The organism is Chloracidobacterium sp. N, assembly GCF_018304765.1.
GTDB lineage: Bacteria > Acidobacteriota > Blastocatellia > Chloracidobacteriales > Chloracidobacteriaceae > Chloracidobacterium > Chloracidobacterium aggregatum.
Genome location: NZ_CP072643.1, coordinates 306,928 through 329,408, shown reverse-complemented (window position 1 = coordinate 329,408; position 22,481 = coordinate 306,928). Strand labels below are relative to the sequence as shown.

Sequence of the window (22,481 nt, the reverse complement as noted above, 5' to 3'; positions counted from 1 at the left end):
GTGAAGTGGGGCGGAGGTCAAGCGTACCTGTCTGGCCGGCGATGTGATTGGCAAGGTGATGTAGCCACAGTGAGATAGCGGCTTCAGTCGGCCGGGTTGTCCGTCAGGCGGGTGGCAATGGCTTCGGTAAACTCGGTGGTGGTGGCCGTACCGCCCAGATCGGGTGTTTTGATGCCGTCCTCACCCAAAACGGCAAACAGCGCCGCCTCGATGCGGTCAGCCGCCTGGTTTTCCTCGATGTAGCGCAGCATCATGGTGGCGCTCAGGATCATGGCCGTCGGGTTGGCCAGTCCGCGACCAGCAATGTCCGGGGCGCTGCCGTGGACGGCCTCAAAGACCGCCATGCCGTCGCCGATGTTTGCCCCTGGCACAACACCCAATCCGCCGACCAGTCCCGTGGCCAGGTCGGAGAGAATGTCGCCGTAGAGGTTTTCCATCAGCAGAATGTCATAGCGTTCGGGCTGCATGACGAGCTGCATGCACATGTTGTCCACGATTTTTTCTTCGGGCTGCACTTCCGGGTAGTGCTGGACGACCTTGCGGAAGCAGTCCAGAAACAGCCCGTCCGAAAGTTTCATGATGTTGGCCTTGTGGACGACCGTGACTTTCCGGCGGCCGTGCTTGCGGGCGTAATCGCAGGCAAACCGGGCAATACGGGTCGAGGCGCGCTCGGTGATGACCTTGAGGCTTTCCACGACGCCGGGCACAACGACGTGTTCCAGCCCGGAGTAAAGGTCTTCGGTGTTTTCGCGTACGACGACCAGATCAACGTTCTCATAGCGCGTTCTGACGCCGGGGATGCTTTTGACCGGCCGGACGTTGGCATAGAGGTCGAGCGCCTTTCGCAGCCCGACGTTGACGCTGGTAAAACCGCCGCCGACCGGTGTCGTCACCGGCCCCTTGAGCGCCACCCGTGTGCGGCGAATGGAAGAAAGCAGGGCGTCGGGGAGGGTCGTTCCGTGTTCGGCCAGCGCCTGCGCGCCGGCCGGGAAGCGCTCCCAGGTGATGTCCACGCCGGCCGCGCTCAACACGCGCAGCGTTGCAGCCGTGACCTCCGGGCCGATGCCATCCCCCGGAATAAGCGTAACGAGGTGTTTCATGGGGTTGCCCCTTCGACTGGATTGGCGACAGCGAAGCTAACTTTGTCGTATATCTCCGCCAGCGGCAACTGGCAGCCAATCGAAGTCAGCATCAGCACAGCGGTCAGGTCGCTTGTCTCGTGAAGCAGCCAGCACCCGTCGGCCTGGCGGGTGTGGTGTTCGACGTGGGGCGCGGTCTGGGCCACCACGAGGTATTCCTGCAACGATGCGAGCCGGCGGTACTGGGCAAACTTGCCGCCCCGGTCGTAGTCCGGCGTCGAATCCGAAAGCACTTCAACGATGAGGATGGGGTTGAGAATCGTATCCCGGTGGTCATCCGCGTAAACAGGTTCGCCACACACCACGACCACATCCGGGTAGAAGTAGTTGCCGGCCGGAGTCCCGACCCGTAAATCCGAAGCGTGAACTGTACAGTCGCGCCCCTTGAGGCGTTGCCGCAGCTCTGCCGCAATGTTGGTGGCGATGAGCGAGTGCCGGAGGGTTGCGCCCGACATGGCAAAAACCTCGCCGGCGACGTACTCGCTTTTGTACGTCGCCCGGCGTTCGGCGGCCAGGTATTCGTCCGGCGTCAGGCGGATGTGCGGCAGGCTGGACATGATGAATCCCCTCACGCCTAGTGTATCAACTGGCAACCGCCGGTGGAAATTATGCCCGGTCTGACGGCGGTGAGTCGGAAGGTGATGTGACGGCCACGAGGGCGTAGCGTTCGGGGCCGAGACGTTCGAGCCGTCCGGCTGCAACTTCGCGTTCAAGCCACCGGCGCGTTTGTGTGGCGCTCAGGGGGGTGCGGTCTTCGATCATCTGAACGGTGATGACCCCGTGTTCCGCCGCCAGCCGGGGCAGCCAGGCGGCGGCTTCCGCTTCACCTCGGCGGCGACGGCTGGCGTTGGCCATCTCGATAACGGCCGTGCCTCCCAGAAAAGCCACCACCCCGCCGATGAACATGCCGGCGATGAGTCCCCAGTGGCGGTTGGGTTGGAAAGCGTCATAGAGCGCCAGAAAGGCGACCACCAGCCCGCCCAGGGCGAGAAACGATGAACATCCATACCGCAGGAAGTTCATGGTCAAACGGCCGTCCGGGTGGCTCAGGGCTGAATGTCCGGCGACAGGCTGGTGGCTGCCAGCGCCGGACGGCGGAAGACATACCACCGCACGAGGAAATAGATGCTGATAATGGCGACGATGACCCCGACACCGAGAAAAAACCAGCCGGTATGCTGCTGAAGCAGGCTCATGGCTTCACTGCCGTAACGCATGCTCAGGTAGGCCAGCGTGCCGTAGCGGATCGCCCGCCCGATAAACAGCCCGACAAACAGGCGTCCCTGGTGAAACTCCAGCAGTCCGGCGCAGATGACGAAGGGTTTGAAGGGAAATGGCGGCGGCATGACGGCTGCGGCCGCGAGCGCCACGATGTCGTACTGCCGGATGAGTTGCTCAATCCGCGCCTGCCGCTCCGGGGAAAGCCGCCGCGCCAGCAGGCTTCTTCCCAGAAAACGCTGCCGCAGACGGCGGACAATCCAGTACACCGTCATGCAGCCGAGCGATGAACCCAGCGCGGCCAGCGCCGCCGCCCACCACCACCACACCGTACCCTGGGCGCAGAGCAGCGCCAGCGTCGCATCAGGGATGGGCGTCAGAGGGATGACCGAGTCCACGTAGGCCAGCAGCAGAACGCCGAACACACCAAAGCCGGACAGCCACAGGCCGAACAGTTGGAGCTTGCCCAGCAGGGCTTTCCAGAACGGCGCAGAGAAACCAGCCAGGGTCATCGGGAATACTGGGAAGGGAGCCACGGCAGCGAAGGTGGTCGGGGCGGCAAGATTTGAACTTGCGACCCTTCGCTCCCAAAGCGAATGCTCTACCAGGCTGAGCCACGCCCCGACGTGTTCATGTTGGTAATGGACTTGTGCGTGCAAGTCAAGCCATCGCATCCTGTTGTGACTTCCAGTGGGCTGGCGCATCCGCCCCGCTGTGAAACCCCGGGCGGCTTTGAAATGCTGCTTGAAAAGCGGTTGAAAAGTAGTGGACACCGGCACGCCAGCGCGATTGAATACACCCACGACCGTCTGCCCGTGTGATGTTGTGGATGCTGCCGGCAAAGCCTGAATGCCCGTGGCGGGAGTAAGCTGTCGGCCCCGGCGGCCCGGACCGGCCGCCTCTGTGTGTATGGATTGGACAACTGCCCCGGATGCCTTCATCGAACGCTGCATATTAGCCATCGGTGGACGAACCGCGCTCTACGGCGTGCGCGCCCTGCTGATGCAGGTTCGCCGGACGCTGATGCAGCCGCCGGAAACCATCGAACTGGAAATCCTCCGCGCCTTTGGTGGCCGCATCCGCCTCATCGAACGCCGTCCCGGCTGTGAACCCAGGGTGATTGTGATCAACGGTTTTGCCGGTCAGGTGATGGAACAGGGGCGGCTGGCGCCCTTGCCGGCGCTGGAGCTTGAAGCCATCAAGCGGCGCATCCGGCTGTATCCGCGCAATTTCCTGGCCCATGCCGAGGAATATGATTACGCGCCGCCAGTGGCCGACCGCGACACCGATGGCGACCCCATCTGGCGACTCGACCTGCCTTCCGAGGAGGTGAGTTACGGCTTTGACGCCGCCCATTTCCAGTGCCGCTTCCTCGAAGACCGCGAGACGGGCGAGCGGATTACTTACAGTGATTATGTCGCCACGGATGGTATTCTCACGGCACGGCGGGAACAGTGCTGGCAGGCCGGGCAACTCATCCACGAGGACGACATCCTCTATTTGGCTTTCAATGTTCCGTTCGATGATGCCGATTTCACCGTTTTGTAAGTGGTTCTTTGCTATGACGTACGCTTGGCTACGAAGACCGGCCGGACAGGTGCCCAGCCACCCGGCCGGGCGGTGGCTGTGGTGGGGGCTTGCTTTTGTTCTGTCGTTATCGCTGGTGGCTTCGGTGGAAGTCGCTGCCCAGCGGCGGAAGCCCTCCCGCCGGACGCCGCCGCCACCGCCGGTCAGCCCGATGGTGGGCAAGGACATCCGCATCAAGCGCATGGACGGCCTCGAAATTGTCGGCAAGCTGGTCAAGCTCGACCTGCAGGGCATCACCTACCTCAACGCCGGCGGCGAACAGGCCACGATTGCCCTTGAAAACGTGGCCGTGCTGACCTTTGGCGAACCCGTCAAGCGCATTGACCAGCGTTTTGTCAGCGATGCCCGCCAGGCGGTGGACGCCCTGAGCCGCATCAACACGCTGGTCAACGGCAACCCGACGTTCAGCCAGTATGACGGACTGGTTGTGGATGCGCGGGTGGCGGTGGAGTCGTTCCTGGCCAAGTACAACGACTATGAGGAACAGACGGACTTTTTCGATGACCTCCGCAGCGTGTTGCGCAGTTACGAACTCGTCCGGCCGTTGTGGGCCACGATGCAGGGGGCTGACCGGCGTATCTCGCTGACGGAATCGGCGCCGGAACTCATCCCCATCCTCCGCATGTATCCTGACCTGCGCGCCACGGAGTACAACCAGAATGGGCGCTATCCGACGGACAAGGTGATTGCCTACGTCTGGAACCGGACGGCGCAGCGGCTGCGGAGCGTACGGGCGCAACTCGACCAGCTTGCTTCCAAGGCCACCTAGTCCCCGCTGGGCCGTCCCGGTGTCCGGCCCGCGTTGCCTGACGGACCGCCGCGCTAGCCGGGCGTATGCCGTGCGAGCCACTCGACGCCGGCCGTGGCCCCCAGAGCGAGCAGGACTGTGGCGGCAATGAGGCCGTCCATGGCGGCCCACTGCGCTCCCAGTCCACCCAGAAGGGCCCCGGTGACGGCCCCGACGCCGAGCAGCACCGAATAGACCCCCATCGTTGCGCCCCGTCCGGCCTGTTCCCCGACGGCCTCGGCCAGAAGCGCCAGCGCCGTCGGCGTAAAGCCGCTTTCGACCATGATGGCCAGCGCCGTGCCGCCTCCGATGAGCCAGCGGATGCCGGGCGGCTGCCCGCCGGCGTGATTGAGCGCGTAAAAACCAAGGCAGGCCACAAACAGCCCGCCAAGCGCCAGACGCAGCACCGTAATGCGGCGAAACCGGTGCAGAACGAAACTCCATCCGGTGACGCCAGTACCGAAAATGACGGCGTAGCCGAAGAGCGCCCAGCCGACACCCTCCGGCCAGTCAGCAAAAACGCCGGTCAGGAACTGGCCCCGGCGTTCCGGGAGGGTCAGCAGAAACGGCAGGGTTGAGCCGAGCCAGACGCCGGCCATGGCGTTGATGCAAATCCAGGCCGGAGCCAGACGGCGCAGCATAGGGGCAGCCAGTGCCCCGCGCAGGCCTTCCCATGGGTTGGTCGCTGTCCCGCGTCCCTGCGCGCCGGAGAGGAACAGTCCGGCGGCGGCAACATACAGGCCCGCCGCGGCCGAAAAGCCCCAGACGCCGATGGATTGCCACAGCAGGCTGGCCAGAAGGCCGCCAAAGGCCAGCCCGCCCAGCAGGGACATCTCGAAAAAGCTCATGACCTTGCCGCGCCGGACGGCATCCGTCGCCGTGGCTTCGGTGAGAAAGGCGAGCACGGAGGGCGTGGTGGCGGCGACAGCCAGACCTTCGCCGGCGCGCGCCAGGAAGAACACAGCCACGAAGCTGCTCAGTCCGAACATCTGGACGGCGGCTGCCCCCAGCAGCGCCCCGAACACCATCATCGTCCGGGGCGTCCGGGCGTCGGCGAGCAGTCCCATGGGCAGGGCCCCGACGAGTTCAACGCCAAAGGCCACGGCCGTCAGCGCGCCGACCAGGCCGGCATCGAACGTCCGTCCCTGGGCGACAAGCGCCGCCAGATACAGGCCGATGAGCACGCCGCCGGTGGCCCCGGCAATCCGCATCAGCGCGTTGCCGAGCAGGACGGCCGCGAGAGCCTTGGTTGGCAGGGGCGTCATGCTTTTGCGGCCAGTCCCTCCCGGATGAAGCCCAGGTGCATGTCCATGTGGCGCGTCTGAAGGTCAAAGACTTCGCCAATCGTGGCCAGCCCCCACGGCACCGGCATGGAGCAGGCAAGCTGGTCGTCGCTCGTGCGGTCAAGCATGTCCAGCGTATGGGCGCGCGTTTCACGCGCCATGACCACGAGTTCAGCAAAGGATTTGTCGCGGTGCTTCAGAATCCACTGGTCGTTGAAAGCGTGCACGGCCGCCATGACGTCTTCATTGGGGCGGTTTGGCGCGTTGGCGTAGGGCTGGGGACGGGCTTCCGGGTTCTCAGTCAGGGCTTTTTCAATTTCCCGTTGAAAGTACCGCTCCGTGCCGATGAGGTGGGCGAAATGGTCACATGGTGTCCAGACGATGTCGGGATTGGCGCGGCTGGGTTTGAGCGGGCAGGTGCGTTGGGCGTCGGAAAGGGCCGTGAGTTCACGAATGGCGGCTTCAAGGCTGTGCGTCAACCGCTCCCGAAGTCCCTCGCGTGACAGTTCCGGTGTGGTGTCCATGGTGCGTCCTTGTCTGAAAGGGATGTCTGTGCCGCGCGCAGCAGGCGTGCCAGCCAGGATTGTTGGCGGCAGCACAGTGCCATCCTAGTCGGTTTTTCTCCGGTCGTCACAGACCTTTTATCAGTTTGAAAAGCACGATTCTGGACGTGTGTCGGTTGTTCCAAACTACTGTTTGACACCCTATGAAAGGTGTGATTGCTTACAAACTCAAATGAGACATCGCCTGTGCCACTTGATGTCCCAGTTGCGACGCCCGGCGCCCAAGGGGTCGCTGCACTTCACCAGGCTGACAGGAGTTTTGGCATGAACCAGACTCGCCGTTTGGTCGCGCTCATCGTTGGGTGGGGGATGTGGCTGGGCTGTTCCGTTCCGGCCCAAAATCTGACGACGGTTTCCGAGGCGGCGCTGGCTCCTGTCGTCCAGGAAGCCCAGTCCCGGCAGGATGGGGCGCGTGCACCACGTACGACCGATGCCATTCCTGAACTGCGCGAGCTGACCGTGCCCGGCGCGGAAGGACCCAGCAGCGTCAAGCCCCGCAGTGAGCGCCGCGACAGCGACGTGGGCGTGCCCATCGAGGACCGGTGGCGGATTGGTTTCCCGGAATGGAACCGCTACGAAAAGGGCAGTATTCTCAATCCGTACCGGCTCAACGTCCTCAAAGGCGACTATCCCATCCTGGGGCAGCATACGTTTCTCGTCCTGACCTTCGAGAGCATCACCTTCGTGGATGGACGGCGGACGCCCCTGCCGCAGGACATCAACGCCCGCCGGCCCGGCGCAGCCGAGTTTTTCGGACGCGGCGGACAGTTCCTCAACCAGCAGAACTTTGTCACCTCGGTTGAGCTGTTCCACGGCGATACAGCCTTCAAGCCACCTGACTGGCGCATCAAGTTCACGCCGGTGTTCAATCTGAACTACCTGGCCGTACGGGAAAACGGCATCGTCAACCGGGATGTCCGCAAGGGGACGACGCGGTTTGACACGCACATCGGCTTCCAGGAAGCCTTTGCCGAAGTGCGGCTGGGCGACACAACCCGGCTGTTTCCGTTTCTGCGGGGGCGCGGCAGCCGTGGCGGGCACAGTCCGTTTTTTGATTCCACCTCGCTGCGGGTGGGCGTCCAACAGTTCAACAGCGACTTCCGCGGGTTGATTTTTGATGACTTCAACCTGGGCGCGCGCCTGTTCGGGAACTTCCGCGACAACAAGTGGCAGTTCAACGCGGCGTTTTTCTACATGCTGGAAAAAGACACCAACAGCGGCATCAACACCTTTGACCAGCGGAATCAGCGGGTGTGGGTGGCCAATCTCTACCGGCAGGATTTCATCAAGCCCGGCTACACGATGCAGTTGAGTGTCCACTACAACGATGACCAGCCGAGCATCAAATTCGACCAGAACCGCTTTCTGGTGCGGCCGGTGCAGGTGGGCCCCGTCACGCCGCACAGCGTCAAGGCAGGCTACATCGGCTGGACCGGCAACGGTCACTTCCGCCGCATCAACATCAACCATGCGTTTTACCAGGTGCTGGGGCGCGATTCGCTGCAACCGATTGCCGGGCGTCCAACGCGCATCAATGCCCAGTTGGCGGCGCTGGAGCTGTCGTATGACCGCGACTGGCAGCGGTTCCAGGTGTCGGGCTTCTTTTCCTCCGGCGACTCGAACCCGACCGACCGGGTGGCGCGCGGCTTCGACTCGATTCTCGACAATCAGTTTTTTGCCGGCGGCGAAAACAGTTTCTGGAACAGCCAGGAAATCCGTTTGACGCGGGCGGGCGTGGCGCTCGTGACCCAGGGCAGCCTCATTCCGAGTCTGCGGAGCAGCAAGCTGCAGGGGCAGGCGAATTTCGTCAATCCGGGCATCATCGTGGCCAACCTGGGGTACGAAGCCAATCTGACGCCCAAGCTCAAGCTGCTGGCGAATCTGAACTACCTCCGTTTCCACCACACGGAATCGTTGCAGTTGCTGACGTTCCAGCGCCGCATCCGCAACAACGTCGGGATTGATTACGGGGCGGGCGTCGTGTACCGCCCGCTGCTGAGTGAAAACATGATCATCAAGGGTGGCTTTTCGGTCATGAATCCGCTCGATGGCTTCAAGGACATTTTCACGTCAAACTGTTCGGGACTGAACTGTGGTGCACAGTCACGTTTCCTGTTTTCGCTCTACGCCAAAGCCATCTTTACGTTCTGATGCGATGCGTCTGTGTGACAGGCCCTCCCCAAGCCTGTCTCCCGGACGGAAGGGTATTTGACCATGGCGATTGCCTTCAGAATCAAAGTTGTGACCCTTTGTGCCGCCGTCAGTACGGCCTTCATTGGTTTCAGTCTCCTGCCGGCGTTTCGTCCGGTGGCCGGCAGCGATGCGACCACGCTGGTTGTGGAGACCACGCCGCAGGATGGGCCGGCCGCGGGGGCAGGCGCATCCAAACCTTCCGCGCCGGTTGACCCGGCTACGGCACGCGCGCGCATTTACCGGGCAGCGAAAGACAAGACCGAGGATGACTGGCGGCTTCAGAACGGCAACGACAGCGGCTGTATAAGCTGCCACACCGGTTACGAAGGCGGTTACAAAACGGCCCACATCGCGCCCGACGGCAGCGCCCTCAACATCGGACGCAACATCACCTGTGTGTACTGCCACGGCGGAAACGGCGAGGTCATGAAGCCTGCCGGGAGTGAGAAGGGCCAGCCGGCGTACATCAAAGCCCAGAACGAAGCCCATCCGCAGCCCACCAACCCGAAGCTGTGGAAGCGCAAGGACGGCTCGGCCAACTCCGCCAACCCGGAGCTGTCCTACACGGCCCTGCTCAAGGAAAATCTGGACTTCGTGCGGTTCGTCAATCCGGGCGACCTGCGGGTGGCCGACATCACCTGCGGTGAGTGTCACAACAAGGATGCGCGGCTGGACGGGCAGGCGTTCATCGTGGACAAGGTCAAGACCAGCATGATGACCCACGGGGCGATGCTGTGGGGAGCGGCGCTCTACAACAATGGCGCGTACCCCTACAAAGACACCCGGTGGGGGGAAAGCTACAACCAGGACGGCGCGCCCCAGGCGCTGATGTCCCTCAAGCCGCCAACGCCTTCCGAACGGAAGTATCGCGGCATCATCCCGTTCATCACGCCGCTGCCCCGGTGGGAAGTCACGCAGCCGGGCAACATCCTGCGCGTCTTCGAGCGCGGGGGCAGGAAGCAATCGGAAGTGGGCAACCCCTTCCCGGAAGCCGATCTGGCCGGTTTGCCCGAAGTCAAGCTCAGCCCGCGCGGGTTTGGGACGGTGCTGCGTACCGACCCGGTGTTCCTGGGACTGCAAAAAACGCGCCTGCTCGATCCGCTGACCTCCCTGATGGGCACCAACGACCATCCCGGCGACTACCGTTCCAGCGGCTGCACGGCGTGTCACACGCCTTACGCCAACGACCGCTCGCCGGTGCATTCCTCGACCAGATTTGACTATGCCCACACGAATCGCGGCACGACGAAAACCGCCGACCCCACGATTCCCAAAGATGAGCCGGGCCATCCGGTGCGCCACGTCCTGACCAACGCCATCCCGACCAGCCAGTGCATGGTCTGCCACATGCATCCGGGAACGAACATGCTCACGACTTACCAGGGCTTCATGTGGTGGGATAACGAAACCGATGGCCGCCCGATGTACCCGGAAACGCCGCTCAAGCGCAGCGACGAAGAACTGGAAAACATTGCCCGCCACAACCCGGAAGGCTCGGCCCAGCGCGGCAAGTGGGGCGACCGGGCCTTTCTGGGTGAAGTCTGGACTGAGGTCAACCCCAAGGCCCAGCGCACCCAGTTTGCCGATTTCCACGGCCACGGCTGGATTTACCGGGCCGTTTTCAAACAGGACCGCAAGGGCCGCTACCTGGATGAAAACGACCAACCCGTGCCGAACGTGACGCCGGAAGCGTTGCGCGAGGCGGTGAACTATACGTCTGAAGGCGTTGAGGTTAACAAAACCACTGTGCGCAGCGGCGTGCCGGTGCACCTGAAGGACATTCACCTGGAAAAGGGCCTCCACTGTGTGGACTGCCACTTCTCACAGGATGGCCACGGCGACCGGCTCATTTACGGCGAACCCCGGGCTTCCATCGAGATCAGTTGTCAGGATTGTCACGGCTCGATTTACGCCTATGCCAATCCAAAGTCGTTGACGACTGGCTTTGCTGGGGGCGCACGCAAAAAGAGCGCCGATGACGCACTGGTGACAGGCAAGTTCACGGCGCGTAACAAGACGGATGCGGAAGCGCCGGGCGGCAGCAACTCGCTGGATGGCTACAAAACCCGGACGGTCTATGAGCGCGACCCCTCAAAACGCCGCGCGCGTGGTTTCCGGCAGGCATCGGTGCTCGAAATCCCAACAGCCGGCCCCTACAAGGGCAAGGTCATCCAGTATTCGATGGTGGACCCGGAGAAATTCTGGGTGGTGGTGCAGACCAGGGACTCGGTCACGCCCGGCAACGAGCATTACAGTGAAAAATCCCACTACGCCAAGCTGCTGATGAAGGGCGACGTGTGGGACCCGGCGGCCAAGCCGGAGGAAAGCAAGGACAGCCAGCTTGCCCACAGCGACCAGAAGATGACCTGCTATGCCTGTCATTCGGCCTGGATGACGAGCTGTTTTGGCTGTCACCTGCCGATGACAGCCAACCGGAAGCGTCCGATGAATCACAACGAAGGCGGCCCGGAGACACGCAACTGGACTTCCTACAACTTCCAGGTGCTGCGGGATGATGTGTTCATGCTGGGCATTGACGGCACCGCCACCGGCAACCGCATTGCACCCGTCCGTTCATCCTCGGCGGTCATCGTCGGTTCGCAGAATGCCAACCGGCTGTGGCTGTACTCGCAGCAGCAGACGATTTCTTCCGAGGGCTATTCGGGACAGGCCATGAACACGCACGTTCCCCACACGGTGCGCGCGCGGGAGACCAAAGGCTGCACCGATTGCCACATTTCCAAAGACAACGACAACAACGCCATCATGGCGCAGTTGCTGCTGCTGGGGACGAACTACGTCAACTTCCTGGGGCGCTACGTCTATGTCGCCGAAGGCCACCATGGCATTTCGGCCGTCGTGGCGACGGAGCGCAGCGAGCCGCAGGCCGTCATCGGCAGCACACTGCACGAACTTGCCTATCCGAAGGAGTACAAAAAGCACAAGGCGGGTGGCGACAAGCTCCACGAGCACTACCACCACCACGGCCATGCCCTGAGCCTGCAAATGCGGGGCGAGTATCTCTATGTGGCCGAAGGCGAGCATGGCGTCCACATCTATGACATCGCCAACATTGACAACAAGGACTTCTCCGAACGCATCACGACCGCGCCGGTTTCACCGCTGGGGCAGAAGTTCTATGTCAAGACGAAATACGCGACGGCCATTGCTTCGCCCACGACGCTGGGGGTTGACCCGACCCGTCAGCGGTTTCCCGAAAACGAGGAACAGCCCATCAGCTTGGTCTATGCCTATCTCTACGTCAGCGACCGGGAGGAAGGGCTGGTCATGATCAACGCCGCCACCCTGCTCGACGGCGATCCGGCGAACAACTTTCTCAAGAAGGACTACACCTTCAACCCAAACGGTCTGCTCAACGGAGCGGAAAATCTCACCGTGGCTGGCGACCATGCCTACATTCTGTGTGACCGGGGACTGGTCATCGTCAATGTGGCCAATGCCGCTGCGCCGAAGGTGGTCTCGATTGTCGAGGGCTTCAAAAAGCCCAAGGGCATTGCCGTTCAGTTCCGCTATGCCTTTGTCACGGATGCGACCGGCATGCATGTCGTGGACATCACGCTGCCGGAAAAAGCCCGTCTCGTGCCAGGCGCGACGATACCGCTGGAGGACGCCCACCAGATTTATGTGGCGCGCACCTACGCCTACATTGCCGGTGGCAAGCAGGGGTTGGTCATTGTGGATGTGGAACGGCCCGAACAGCCGAAAATTGACCAAATCTTTACGGCTGGCGGCGTCATCAACGATGCCCACGATGTGAAGGTGGGGATGACGAATGCCAGCGCCTTTGCCTACGTTGCTGATGGTAAGAACGGTCTGCGCATCGTGCAGCTCACCTCACCGGAGACCATGGCGACGAACAGCGGTTTCAGCCCGCGGCCGGAGCCACGGTTGATTGCGACGCATCCCACCAAGGGTGAATCGCTGGCGGTGTCGAAGGGGCTGGACCGTGACCGGGGCGTGGATGAAAGCGGCCACCAGCTTGTGGTCTTCGGGCGGCGTGGGGCGCGGCCCTTCAATCTCGAAGAAATGCGACGGCTTTACCTCAAGCCGGATGGGACGGTCTATAAGGTATCGAACGAGGTGCCGAAAGTCCCCACCAAGGGCTGGTACGCCGAAGCCCAGACGCCACCCTCGAAGTCGGTTTCGTGGTGGCCGCTGGGATGGCTGGCGCTGTTTGCCGTCATCACCCCGTTTGCCCTGCGGCGGCGGCGATAGCCTCTGCCGCCGGGTGAACGGCTGAAAAAACGCCGTGCAGGAAGGAAGGACGTGGCGGTTACTGTCTGTGCTGTGGTTCGGCGTCTGGAAAACGTGCAGTGCCGCCTGATGTAAACAGCCCTCGACTGAAGTCGAAGGCTTTATTGTGGGACGCAGCCAACATGGTTGACATCCCCAACATGAGGCGTGTTTACAGACCCTCCGCCAGAAAGCCTGCGACTTTAGTCGCGGGATGAATGGCGGGCGCGCTTTGTGCGCCACCCCTCTCCATGATCTTGCATAGGCTTGCAAGATACATGATAATCTCAACATGGCAACACTCACCAAGACCCTCAAGCTGCCGTTTCTGCGCCTCAACAAGGCCAAGGCGCAGGAGTTTGCGCGGCTGGAGCGCCTCAACACCGAGGTTGCCAATCAAATCCTTGCCATGCCGAAGGCCGAGCGCAGAAAGCTCACCACCAAGTCCTTTACTCAGGTTGAAATCGGCAGCGGCTGGATCAACCAAACCATTCGTAACGCCAACGCCAGGACAAAGGCCAAGCACTTTCGGCGTCTGCCGCTTGAAACCAACAACCAGAACTGGACGCTCCACCGCGTCGGGGACACGTTCAGCGTGTCCTTCGGACTGTTGCGAGGAATCAGGAAGCGCATCCCGATTGAAGTGCATCTCTCCTCTCATCGGGAACTACTGGAGGCGATACTGAATGGTTCGGCCAAGCCCGGCAACATCAAGCTGTTTTGCTCCCGCCGTGGGGTCTGGTATGTGCTTATTTCCGTATCGATGGAAGTTCCCGATGCGGAGCCACGAGACCGCTGGATCGGCGTGGATCGCGGACAGAACGTGCCCGTAGTGGCGGCAACGCCCGATGGCCCGGTTGTGTTCTGGAAAGCCCGGCAAATCCGGCATGTGCGCCGGGTGTTTGCCAGGCGCAGACAGATGCTGCAGGCCACGGGCAAGCACCGCGCGGTCAGGAAGCTGGAGAACAAGGAGCGGCGCATCGTCACGCATATCAACCACGTGATGAGCAAGCAACTGGTTGCCCTGGCCAAGCGCTGCCAGGCAGGAATCCGCTTTGAGGACCTCTCGGGCATTCGGGCTTCTGCCCGGCAGCGAAAAGACACCAGGTCGGATGCGGGGCAGAACCGGGACTATTGGCCGTTCTATCAGTTGGAGACGTTTGTGCGCTACAAGGCCCTGGCTGCTGGCGTGGCGGTGGATGCGGTACCTCCGCACTACACCAGCCAGACCTGCCATCGGTGCGGGGCGATCAACAAACGTCAAAAACATGCCTACGTCTGCACACGGTGCGGATACAAGGCGCACGCCGATGCCAATGCTGCGATGAATGTCCGGGATTGGTATGGGCTGTGCTGCCCGCTGGTTCTTCATGCTCCAGCGGGCGGGCTGCATGAACCAGCCCTGAACTGGGTACGCGAAACGGCCGCGCAAGCGGCCGCGTAGCAAGAACCAGAATCCTCCGGCTTCAGCCGGGGGAGGTTCAAAGCCGCCCTTGGCAGCGGGGCTCCACTGCCAATCCGGGCAAGGTTTCGACTGGCGTTGCCGTCGGCGTGCGCCCGGAGACCACACTTTTTGCACACGAAACGATGCCTGACGCGCTCGCCGATACTTCCACAATTGGAGCACGTCTGGCTGTTGACATACTCCCCTGCCTAAAGGCAGGGGATTCTTGTTCTTGGTTCTGCGAGCGCACTTACTTCATCAGGTTGCCCCTCTAAAGCAGCGGTGCATCTCTCCCCAAGCGTTCCCTCTTTCGAGGCAGTTCCCTTTTGCCCAAAGGTACTGTTTTGCCACTCCATTCCCAAGATGCTTAGTCCCTTCTTGAGGATGTTCAAAGCCGCATTCTGGTCTCTGTCTAATTCAAATCCACATTTAGGACAACTATGGGTTCTAGTGGATAGGGTTTTTACTACCATAATGCCCACAGTTACTACAGTCCTGTGTGGTGTACTGCGGCGGTACGCTGACTACTGCCTTGTCCCACACCTTGCCGTAGTAGTCCAGCCACGCAGTGAATTGAGACCAGCCAGCATCATGAATGGATTTGGCAAGATGATGATTTTTGACCAGGTTCTTCACCTGCAAGTCTTCATACGCCACGACATCGTGAGATGCCACCACGCACCGTGCCTGCTTAATTGCCCAGTCTTTACGCTGGCGTTGGACTTTCAGATGCACTTTGCCCAGTCGCTTTCTTTGCTTGTGGTAGTTCTTGGATTGGGATTTTGCCCCCTTTTTGAACTTCCGACTTAATCTGCGCTGGTGTTGCTTTAACCTTCTTTCGCTACGCCTCAAAAACTTAGGACACTGTACAGGGTTGCCGTTCTGGTCGGTGTAGAAAGCCTTCAAGCCCAAGTCAATGCCAATCACATTGCCTGTGTATGCTCCCTGCTCTTTGCGCTCCACATCCAGGCAGAACTGGGCATAGTACCCATCTGCCCTGCGTATCACCCGCACCCGATTGATTTTGGAGTTCAGGATATGGTGTCTTGCCTCGCCGTTGCAATACAGAGCAAAAGTACCAGCACCGAAGCCATCGGTGAACGAGATAGTCATCCCATCTTCTGACAGCTTCCAGCCCGATACCTTGTATTCCACAGAACGGCAATGCTTCTTAAATTTGGGATACCCTTTCTTGACCGCCTTGTTTCTGCAGTTGGTATAGAAACGGGAGATGGAAGCCCAAGCCCGTTCTGCACTTGCCTGCCTTGCCGCTGAGTTTAACTTCCTGACAAAGGCAAACTCTTTGGCCAGGTCTTTGCAGTGGGCATAGAGAACAGCTTTGTTTACGCCCTTGTTGTCCATCCAGTACCGCACACATTTGTTTCTGACAAACTGTGCGGTACGGATGGCTTCATCCAGAGCCTGATACTGCTCTGCTGTCCCTTTTAGTAGCTTGGCTTCCATTACTCTCATACTGCTATTTTATCACAGGTTTGGCTTGATAAAACAGCGTGCGCCTTATATCCCTGCCCTAAAGTGCAGGGCTTTACGGCGTTTTTTCGGTAAAGCGCCGAAGGTTCTCATCGCTTCCGCAAGGAAGGAGCCGGTTGCAGACATTTCCGAGGGGAGATGGGCCGCAAGGCTCACGTCACAAGTCCCGTAAGGGACCGTTACAGGAGGAGTCAGACTTGGCAGTGTTTGTCCTGGACAAGCGGAAGCGGCCGCTGATGCCGTGTTCCGAAAAACGGGCCCGGCTGTTGCTTGAGCGCGGACGCGCGCGGGTACATCGGCTCGTGCCATTCACGATCCGTCTGGTTGATCGGACGGTGGAAACGTCCGTCGTGCAACCTGTGCGGATCAAGATCGACCCGGGAAGCAGGACCACGGGCCTGGCGCTGGTTCGGGAAAGCGAAGAGGTTGACGCCGAAACGGGCGAAGTGCGCCAAGCCGCGCATGTGGTGTTTCTTGCGGAGTTGTCCCACCGGGGCCACGCGATCCGGGATGCGATGACGGCCCGCCGGGCGTTTCGGCGAAGACGCCGAAGCGCCAACCTGCGCCATCGCGCCTGTCGGTTCGCCAATCGTCGGAAGCCTGAAGGATGGCTTGCCCCATCGCTGCGCCATCGGGTGGAAACAACGCTTTCCTGGGTCAATCGGCTTTGCCGCTGGACACCTGTGACCGCAATCTCGCAGGAACTGGCGCGCTTTGATATGCAGGCGATGCAACATCCCGAAATTCGGGTGCGGACGGTATCGGTAGGGGCGGCTTCCGAAGCCGCCCGTACATACGAGGTACGCGAATACCTGCTGGAGAAGTGGAAGCGTAAGTGCGCCTACTGTGACACGCAGGATGTGCCGTTGGAGATTGACCATATCCATCCGCGCTCAAAAGGCGGCAGTCATCGGGTGAGCAATCTTGTGATCGCTTGCCGAACCTGCAACCAGAAGAAGGGCAACCGCGATGTGGCGGAGTTCCTGGCCCGTGACCCGCAGCGATTGGCGCGCATTGAAGCGCAGGCCCTATCCCCGCTGCGTGATGCGTCAGCGGTCAACAGCACCCGCTGGGCGCTTTACGCGGCGCTGAAGGAAACGGGTCTTCCGGTTGAGGTGGGTACTGGCGGCCGGACGAAATTCAATCGCTCGCGGCTCGGTATTCCGAAAACGCACGCCCTCGATGCCGTCTGCGTGGGGCAGGTCGCAGCCGTGCACGGCTGGAACGTGCTGACCCTTGGCATCCAGTGCGCCGGACGCGGCAGCTACCAGCGCACACGGCTCAACCGGCATGGCTTCCCGCGCGGATACCTGACCCGCAGCAAACGCCACTTCGGATTTCAGACGGGCGACATGGTGCGGGCGGTGGTGACGACTGGCAGGAAGGTGGGCACGTATGTTGGTCGGGTTGCCATTCGCGCCGGCGGCAGTTTCAATCTCCAGACCAAAAACGGTCTGGTGCAAGGGATCCATCACCGGTTCTGTGCCTTGATGCAACGTGCCGACGGTTATGGGTATGCGTGGAGCCGGACAGCTTTCGTGAAAGAAGAAGCGGGAACAGGAGCCGCGCTATCCCTCTCCGCCCTGAAGGGCGGAGTCTCCCGCGCAATTTAGATGAAATCAGGTCTGGCACAGACCTTACCGGTTACGCAGGACGAGCGATACGCACCGATCTCGCTGCCATCGGTAGCGATCTGAGCGTACAACCAACGGACTGAAGCTCCGCGCGCCGCGAAGGGCAGGCGGAGCGGCGTCAGGTACAAGCGCGTGTCGGGTGGCAGCTTTGCCGTGGAGATTTCCTTGGGGTTGCAAACCCTGGCTCATCAGGTTTGCTTCCTGTCGTTTTCTCAGACCCGATGAATATCGTCAGCCCTTCGCCGCTGCTGAATAAGCGTGGCTGATCCAAGGCGTCATCGTAATCCAGCCGTCCTTCCGGGCGCATCCTTCCGGGTATATCAGCGGCGCGGCTTCCCCGGTGTGCAAAAGCCGGAACAGGGAAGCCGTACGCCAAACATGTGACAGGTAGTGCCAAAGTCAGTCGGATAGGGCGGCTTGGTCGTCTGGCAGATAGTTCCCGGAACACAATCCACATCCAGGGCGCAGTTGCAGGTTGGCCCACGCACACCCACGAAAAGACCATCGGTTTCGTAGTCCTGAAAGAACACGGGCGAGGAAGTTTTCCCGGAAAATACGACAAAGAGTTCGTCCGTTTTGTATTCGCGCAGTGCGGGAACACGTTTCAGAAAGGCTTCGATTTGCGGCACCGCCTCCGGCCGAATCCACACTCTTCCCTGATAGCGGAGAAGAATGCTGGGCCCAAAGAAATAGGTGTGCATCTGACGGCCAATGGCTCTCTCTTCTGGCGAAAGTTCGGCAAGGTAGCGCAACCCGACTTCGTTTTTCAGTTTGAACTGTTCAGGGGTGTCTTCCGGCATCCGCTGGCGGTCGTAGGCGGCCTGAGTCTTGGTGAGAAAGCTCCTGATGACCTTTTCCTGAGCCGGCCACCGGCGAATGGCCTCGGCTTCCATGAGTTCAAGCAACCGACGCCGGACATTCGGATCGAGGAGGGAAAACGTCCAGTAGCGAAAGGGACTGGGGGCGGCCAAAAACATCGGAAGCTGTTCGGTTGGCGGGAGTGTGTCCAGGGCCAGCGCGAATTGACTGAGGATGACGCGAACCCCGGAAGGCGGAGCCGAAAGCATTTCGGGTGGTATCGAGGTCCTTGGCTGTTCCAGGTTGACGAGGGGATCCGCCGGAGCCGATGACGCGGCTGCCGGAGGTTTCTCTTTCTTTGCCGTCTGCGCCGTGATCACCCACGGCAGCCCCGGGATCACGGCCCAGGTGAACAGCACGGCAAGTGATGGCCGGAATACTTTGCCCATGGATACAGGCTCCTTTCGTGAATGGGAAACGATGAAAACCGCACGCCTGCGGCGCAGCCGGTGGATGTGCCGCAGGCCCTGCCCTGACACAGCCGGCCTCCACAGCCGGTCGGCCCCCACGACTCAGTGAATAGTGAAGTCTTGCGACTGGACTGCTGTTTTTTTGGTTGTTTCCTCGTACGCTACCAGTTTCAGCCGGTATTGACCAGCGGCCAGCCCTTCAAGGGAGACCTGTCCGGCATAGGTCAGGGTGCCGTCCGCGTTGGGCGGAGACTGTGTACGTTGCAGAGGACTGACATAAACGGCTTCCTTGTCACGGAAAATCTGGGTCTGAAAGGCCAGATTGGACTTTCCGGCCGTTGGTTTTCCCTTGGGCACGTTGTGGGCCGTGACGACGAACACGAGTTGCGCCCCGGCCGGATAGCGGCGCACCGCCTGATTGATGGGTGCCAGATTGGGGGGCAGGGCCTGTCCCGCCACCGGCTGGGAGTCGCCCGGCTCGGTTGCCGTCGGTTGGGCAACCTGCAGAAAGATGATGTCGGAAAGCATCATCCCGGCCTTTGACACATTCGGAATCTCAATCCACCGGTTGACAGCGCCCCGGTGCTCCGTGATGGGGTCATAGATGGCGGCGCGGACGTTGTACATCCCGGGCGCGAGTTTGAGCGACTTGGTCTGCGATCCCCACCCGGCCTGCGCCAGCGCCAACCGCTCCGGCAGGATGTTCAACGCAATAGTGTCTTCCTGCGCCATCAGCGCCTTGCCGTTGAGGTCAAAAACGACAAAGCCCATCGTCAGGGTATTGGACTTCCGCCCCTTGACATCCCGGAAGGCAATGTCTTTCAGGGGAAACGCCAGGGAGAAGCTCGTTTCGAGATCGTTGGAAACGAAGGTCGAGGCCAGCCGCAGAGGGATGTCGCGCGGTGGCACCGGCGCGCCGAGCGCCGCTTTGACTTCACGCGCCGCCAGGGCTTCAGGGCTGAGCTTGGCGTCCTGCTTTTTCTTTTTCCCGGCGGCTTTCTGGATGGACTTTTCGCTTGGCGAGAAAAAGCCCTGCTGCGTGCGGATGGTGAAGCTTCCAGGGAGGTTGAGTTTGACTTCGATTTTGTGAAAGCGGCCATCCGGCTTTTTGTCCGGGTAGTAGGCGAGCGCGTAGTAGGTGGAGGCATCGGCCACCGCCTTGCTGAAAGCGCCGGACAGATCATTCGTGTTGACAAAGGTCAGCCCACCGGTAGCTGCGGCCAGTTCCCGGAAAGCATCCTGGCGGGCCTGTTGTGCCTGCGAGGCAAGACTCAGCCCAATTCCGGTCGGATCAAAGCGACCGGGTTGGCTGGCGTCAAAGCCCGCCGCGACTTCCAGACCGGCGCTGTGGATGGAGTACACCGTAACACCAGCACGGGTTGCGGCGTCAAGTACCCGCTGGATGCGAAAGCGTCCGTTGCGGTTGAATTCGTCGTTGATAAAGCCATCCGTGGCGAGGAGAAGCGTTTTTCGCCCCGGATAGTTGCCGAGCGCCAACGCTGCCGCGCGGATGGTCTCAAGGGTGCTGGTCGTCAGGTATTCCGTCCGCTGGGCAATGCTGCGCGCCGAAGCGCGCACGATGGTTTCAGCCTGGTTTGGCGGGGTGCCCGGAGAAGAGCGGATGTACAGTTGCGTCAGAAAGTCAATGGTCTGACGGTCATTGCGCTCAACCAGAAACGCCTCGTAGTCCGTCATGGTGAATCCAAAGCCGAAGCTGCCCTGGTCAACGGCCTCATTGCGTGGCGTCAGCCGCTCGATGGCGAGCCGCATGATGCGCCTGTCGTCGGTCATCTGCTGGAGAAAGCCCAAGGTTCCGCTCGTGGACAACACAAGCAGGTGATCACCTTCCACGATGTTTTTTTCGACAAAGTTGAGCAGGGCGTTGCGCAACGGCAAAAAGTTGCCCGGCGCAATGTGGAGATCATCCACAACGAGCGCAAAGTAGCGCCCTTCCGGTGTTACGGCCGGCGGGCGCAACCGGTTTTCCGGTTCAGTGCTGGCCTCCGGGTCATCAGCAAGCACGCCATTGGCGACCGCCGAAAAAAAGGCGATGTCCTGTGGCTTACCATCCTCCCGAAGCACAAAGTGTTCCCGCTTGAGATTGTTGACCGGGCGGCCCTGTTTGTCAGTGACACTGACGTAGAGCTGAAGCAGCTCCGTGCCAAGAGTAATAACGTCTTCTTCGTCTTCTCCCTGACCTGGCGCCGGTTCCTGCCCCGCTGCCTTGGGGGCATCCGCCGGGGGCGTGCCGGGGGCGGCCGGTGGGGCTGGCGGTTTCTGGGCAAGAATCGCCAGGGGAAGCCATCCAGTGATAAGTGCAGTCAACAGCACGGATTTCAGTCCAGACGCTTTCAGCACGCCACTTCCTCCACGAAAAACCATCCGGTATGGACATGGCAATGGAAGCCTGTCCCCTTTTCATAAAGGTATGGCGCAGGGTTTACAGTTTTTGCAAGTTGTAAAGATCACCAACTCCGGCCGCCTTCCGGAAGTGACACTTATTGTGCCGGGAAAGCCGGAAGCCGTGGTGGTGGATGGCTCAGGAAAACAGGACTGAATGGGGTATGCGTCGCCGTCTGGGTGGCGGCAACGGGATGGACGGCTCGGCAATGGACTGTTTGAGCCGCCGCATGAAGGTTGCCCGTGGAACTTCCTTTGCACCAAACAGCGCCATGTGCGGGGTCATCACTTCGATGTCAAACCAGGTCATTCCGTGCTGGCGGAAGTAGGCGACGGTTTCCACAATGACGAACTTTGACGCATGCGGTGCGCGGAAGAACATACTCTCACCGGAAAAGGCCCGCCCGATCATGACGCCATACATACCGCCAACAAGTTCTCCATCCGGGGTGCGCGCCTCAAAGCTGTGCGCATGGCCGGCTTCGTGGAGCGCCGTGTAGGCGGCTTCGATTTCCGGCGTAATCCATGTTCCCTGCTGACGCTTGCGCACGCTGGTGCGGCAGGCGTGGATGACCGCTGCGAAGTCCGTGTTGATGTGGAAGGTATAGTTGACCTTCTTCAGGTAACGCGCCAGGCGGGAGGGGATGTGAAAGTCGTCAAAATCCAGAATGGCCCGTTCTGCCGGCGCAAACCAGAGCATCGGGTAGCCTTCGTGTGGCCAGGGGAAAATGCCGTTGCTGTAGGCCAGCAGCAGGGAGGACACATGGAGGTCGCCACCCACCGCCAGCAGTCCATGTTCATCGGCTTCTTCAACCGGTGGAAACTCCAGAATGGGCATGAGGCGTTTCTGACCTGTGTCGTGGGTAGGGAATCATAACTGATATGTGGCGTCCGGTTGACAGAGGCATTCTGATACTGACGCCAATGGACGCTGGAGTTCAACGATGATACTGCAAGTTACCGTCAAGCCCAACGCGCGCCAGCGGCGGCTGGAACGCCTGTCTGATGGGACCTGGCGCGCCTATGTCATGTCGCCGCCCCACGAAGGCCGGGCGAATGCCGAGCTGATTGCGTTGCTGGCCGAGCATTTCCACTGTCCCAAGTCCGCAATCACCATCCAGCACGGCGTAACGGGACGCCACAAGCGCATTCACCTGGATGTTCGCGGAGATGCGCCCAAAGCCGGCCGGGGAGGAACTGACAGTGGGTAAGCCAGTGCG

General features: G+C 60.9%; 18 protein-coding genes, 1 tRNA gene and 1 pseudogene. 7 read left to right on the top strand and 13 right to left on the bottom strand.

The features are described from left to right. Positions 1-83: 83 nt before the first annotated feature. From J8C05_RS12460 to J8C05_RS12440, 5 genes are all read right to left on the bottom strand, one after another. Positions 84-1,100 (bottom strand): isocitrate dehydrogenase (NAD(+)), encoded by a 1,017-nt coding sequence (locus J8C05_RS12460; RefSeq protein ID WP_211423852.1) that lies wholly within the window; start codon positions 1,098-1,100, stop codon positions 84-86. After that, positions 1,097-1,696 carry a Uma2 family endonuclease gene (locus J8C05_RS12455; protein ID WP_211423851.1) on the bottom strand — a complete coding sequence of 200 codons (600 nt, stop codon included), beginning with the start codon at positions 1,694-1,696 and terminating at the stop codon, positions 1,097-1,099. Before J8C05_RS12455 ends, J8C05_RS12460 begins: the two co-directional genes overlap by 4 nt. A 49-nt stretch (positions 1,697-1,745) precedes the next feature. Continuing rightward, on the bottom strand, positions 1,746-2,162 hold the full coding sequence (locus J8C05_RS12450; protein WP_211423850.1) for a hypothetical protein: 417 nt from the start codon (positions 2,160-2,162) through the stop codon (positions 1,746-1,748). 23 nt (positions 2,163-2,185) lie between these two features. Further along, positions 2,186-2,869 carry a DedA family protein gene (locus J8C05_RS12445; RefSeq protein WP_211423849.1) on the bottom strand — a complete coding sequence of 228 codons (684 nt, stop codon included), beginning with the start codon at positions 2,867-2,869 and terminating at the stop codon, positions 2,186-2,188. Between the two features lie 35 nt (positions 2,870-2,904). Further along, positions 2,905-2,981 (bottom strand) — tRNA-Pro (locus J8C05_RS12440). Positions 2,982-3,266: 285 nt separating this feature from the next. Here J8C05_RS12440 and J8C05_RS12435 point away from each other — a divergent pair. Both J8C05_RS12435 and J8C05_RS12430 read left to right on the top strand, forming a co-directional pair. Further along, on the top strand, positions 3,267-3,905 hold the full coding sequence (locus J8C05_RS12435) for a hypothetical protein (RefSeq protein ID WP_211423848.1): 639 nt from the start codon (positions 3,267-3,269) through the stop codon (positions 3,903-3,905). Positions 3,906-3,918: 13 nt separating this feature from the next. Continuing rightward, entirely contained in the window at positions 3,919-4,713 is a 795-nt protein-coding gene (locus J8C05_RS12430) for a hypothetical protein (protein ID WP_211423847.1), read from the top strand. 53 nt (positions 4,714-4,766) lie between these two features. On the opposite strand, the gene J8C05_RS12425 is transcribed toward J8C05_RS12430, so the two are convergent. Both J8C05_RS12425 and J8C05_RS12420 read right to left on the bottom strand, forming a co-directional pair. Further along, positions 4,767-5,996: an MFS transporter gene (locus tag J8C05_RS12425; protein WP_211423846.1), complete on the bottom strand. Its 1,230-nt coding sequence runs from the start codon at positions 5,994-5,996 to the stop codon at positions 4,767-4,769. Then, positions 5,993-6,538, bottom strand: a complete 546-nt coding sequence (locus tag J8C05_RS12420) for a DinB family protein (protein WP_211423845.1) — start codon at positions 6,536-6,538, stop codon at positions 5,993-5,995. The genes J8C05_RS12425 and J8C05_RS12420 overlap by 4 nt, the downstream gene beginning before the upstream one ends. A gap of 303 nt (positions 6,539-6,841) precedes the next feature. On the opposite strand from J8C05_RS12420, the gene J8C05_RS12415 reads away from it, so the two are divergent. The 3 genes from J8C05_RS12415 (at position 6,842) to J8C05_RS12405 (ending at position 14,468) form a co-directional block, all read left to right on the top strand. Then, the gene (locus J8C05_RS12415; protein ID WP_211423844.1) at positions 6,842-8,728 is read left to right on the top strand and encodes a hypothetical protein; all 1,887 of its coding nucleotides are present in this window, start codon (positions 6,842-6,844) and stop codon (positions 8,726-8,728) included. 63 nt (positions 8,729-8,791) lie between these two features. Beyond that, positions 8,792-13,006 carry an LVIVD repeat-containing protein gene (locus tag J8C05_RS12410; RefSeq protein ID WP_211423843.1) on the top strand — a complete coding sequence of 1,405 codons (4,215 nt, stop codon included), beginning with the start codon at positions 8,792-8,794 and terminating at the stop codon, positions 13,004-13,006. 427 nt (positions 13,007-13,433) lie between these two features. Next, on the top strand, positions 13,434-14,468 hold the full coding sequence (locus tag J8C05_RS12405) for an RNA-guided endonuclease TnpB family protein (RefSeq protein ID WP_211423842.1): 1,035 nt from the start codon (positions 13,434-13,436) through the stop codon (positions 14,466-14,468). Here J8C05_RS12405 and J8C05_RS12400 read toward each other — a convergent pair. The 3 genes and pseudogenes from J8C05_RS12400 to J8C05_RS12395 form a co-directional block, all read right to left on the bottom strand. Continuing rightward, a pseudogene (locus J8C05_RS12400) lies at positions 14,393-14,656 on the bottom strand (zinc ribbon domain-containing protein); the annotation flags it as partial. The gene J8C05_RS12405 and the pseudogene J8C05_RS12400 overlap by 76 nt on opposite strands. A 21-nt stretch (positions 14,657-14,677) precedes the next feature. Next, on the bottom strand, positions 14,678-14,941 hold the full coding sequence (locus J8C05_RS15780; RefSeq protein ID WP_459543861.1) for a zinc ribbon domain-containing protein: 264 nt from the start codon (positions 14,939-14,941) through the stop codon (positions 14,678-14,680). Further along, a complete protein-coding gene (locus tag J8C05_RS12395) occupies positions 14,916-15,932 on the bottom strand; it encodes an RNA-guided endonuclease InsQ/TnpB family protein (protein ID WP_459543853.1) in 1,017 nt (338 codons plus the stop codon). The genes J8C05_RS15780 and J8C05_RS12395 overlap by 26 nt, the downstream gene beginning before the upstream one ends. 230 nt (positions 15,933-16,162) lie before the next feature. On the opposite strand from J8C05_RS12395, the gene iscB reads away from it, so the two are divergent. Further along, on the top strand, positions 16,163-17,572 hold the full coding sequence (iscB, locus tag J8C05_RS12390) for an RNA-guided endonuclease IscB (RefSeq protein WP_459543872.1): 1,410 nt from the start codon (positions 16,163-16,165) through the stop codon (positions 17,570-17,572). Between the two features lie 341 nt (positions 17,573-17,913). On the opposite strand, the gene J8C05_RS12385 is transcribed toward iscB, so the two are convergent. From J8C05_RS12385 to aat, 3 genes are all read right to left on the bottom strand, one after another. Further along, on the bottom strand, positions 17,914-18,840 hold the full coding sequence (locus J8C05_RS12385) for a magnesium transporter (RefSeq protein ID WP_211423840.1): 927 nt from the start codon (positions 18,838-18,840) through the stop codon (positions 17,914-17,916). A 123-nt stretch (positions 18,841-18,963) separates the two neighbouring features. After that, positions 18,964-21,219, bottom strand: a complete 2,256-nt coding sequence (locus J8C05_RS12380; RefSeq protein WP_211423839.1) for a VWA domain-containing protein — start codon at positions 21,217-21,219, stop codon at positions 18,964-18,966. Between the two features lie 181 nt (positions 21,220-21,400). Further along, complete coding sequence (gene aat / locus J8C05_RS12375) at positions 21,401-22,099, bottom strand: leucyl/phenylalanyl-tRNA--protein transferase (protein WP_211423838.1); 699 nt, start codon at positions 22,097-22,099, stop codon at positions 21,401-21,403. Between the two features lie 106 nt (positions 22,100-22,205). Between aat and J8C05_RS12370 the strand changes: the two genes are divergently transcribed. Continuing rightward, positions 22,206-22,472 carry a DUF167 domain-containing protein gene (locus tag J8C05_RS12370; protein WP_211423837.1) on the top strand — a complete coding sequence of 89 codons (267 nt, stop codon included), beginning with the start codon at positions 22,206-22,208 and terminating at the stop codon, positions 22,470-22,472. The last annotated feature ends 9 nt before the right edge of the window (positions 22,473-22,481 follow it).

What these genes read in the sequence shown, in the direction of transcription:
- J8C05_RS12460 (WP_211423852.1), bottom strand. Translation starts at nt 1,100, where the DNA reads ATGAAACACCTCGTTACGCTTATTCCGGGGGATGGCATCGGCCCGGAG.
- J8C05_RS12455 (WP_211423851.1), bottom strand. Translation starts at nt 1,696, where the DNA reads ATGTCCAGCCTGCCGCACATCCGCCTGACGCCGGACGAATACCTGGCC.
- J8C05_RS12450 (WP_211423850.1), bottom strand. Translation starts at nt 2,162, where the DNA reads ATGAACTTCCTGCGGTATGGATGTTCATCGTTTCTCGCCCTGGGCGGG.
- J8C05_RS12445 (WP_211423849.1), bottom strand. Translation starts at nt 2,869, where the DNA reads ATGACCCTGGCTGGTTTCTCTGCGCCGTTCTGGAAAGCCCTGCTGGGC.
- J8C05_RS12435 (WP_211423848.1), top strand. Translation starts at nt 3,267, where the DNA reads ATGGATTGGACAACTGCCCCGGATGCCTTCATCGAACGCTGCATATTA.
- J8C05_RS12430 (WP_211423847.1), top strand. Translation starts at nt 3,919, where the DNA reads ATGACGTACGCTTGGCTACGAAGACCGGCCGGACAGGTGCCCAGCCAC.
- J8C05_RS12425 (WP_211423846.1), bottom strand. Translation starts at nt 5,996, where the DNA reads ATGACGCCCCTGCCAACCAAGGCTCTCGCGGCCGTCCTGCTCGGCAAC.
- J8C05_RS12420 (WP_211423845.1), bottom strand. Translation starts at nt 6,538, where the DNA reads ATGGACACCACACCGGAACTGTCACGCGAGGGACTTCGGGAGCGGTTG.
- J8C05_RS12415 (WP_211423844.1), top strand. Translation starts at nt 6,842, where the DNA reads ATGAACCAGACTCGCCGTTTGGTCGCGCTCATCGTTGGGTGGGGGATG.
- J8C05_RS12410 (WP_211423843.1), top strand. Translation starts at nt 8,792, where the DNA reads ATGGCGATTGCCTTCAGAATCAAAGTTGTGACCCTTTGTGCCGCCGTC.
- J8C05_RS12405 (WP_211423842.1), top strand. Translation starts at nt 13,434, where the DNA reads ATGCCGAAGGCCGAGCGCAGAAAGCTCACCACCAAGTCCTTTACTCAG.
- J8C05_RS15780 (WP_459543861.1), bottom strand. Translation starts at nt 14,941, where the DNA reads ATGGTAGTAAAAACCCTATCCACTAGAACCCATAGTTGTCCTAAATGT.
- J8C05_RS12395 (WP_459543853.1), bottom strand. Translation starts at nt 15,932, where the DNA reads ATGGAAGCCAAGCTACTAAAAGGGACAGCAGAGCAGTATCAGGCTCTG.
- J8C05_RS12385 (WP_211423840.1), bottom strand. Translation starts at nt 18,840, where the DNA reads ATGGGCAAAGTATTCCGGCCATCACTTGCCGTGCTGTTCACCTGGGCC.
- aat (WP_211423838.1), bottom strand. Translation starts at nt 22,099, where the DNA reads ATGCCCATTCTGGAGTTTCCACCGGTTGAAGAAGCCGATGAACATGGA.
- J8C05_RS12370 (WP_211423837.1), top strand. Translation starts at nt 22,206, where the DNA reads ATGATACTGCAAGTTACCGTCAAGCCCAACGCGCGCCAGCGGCGGCTG.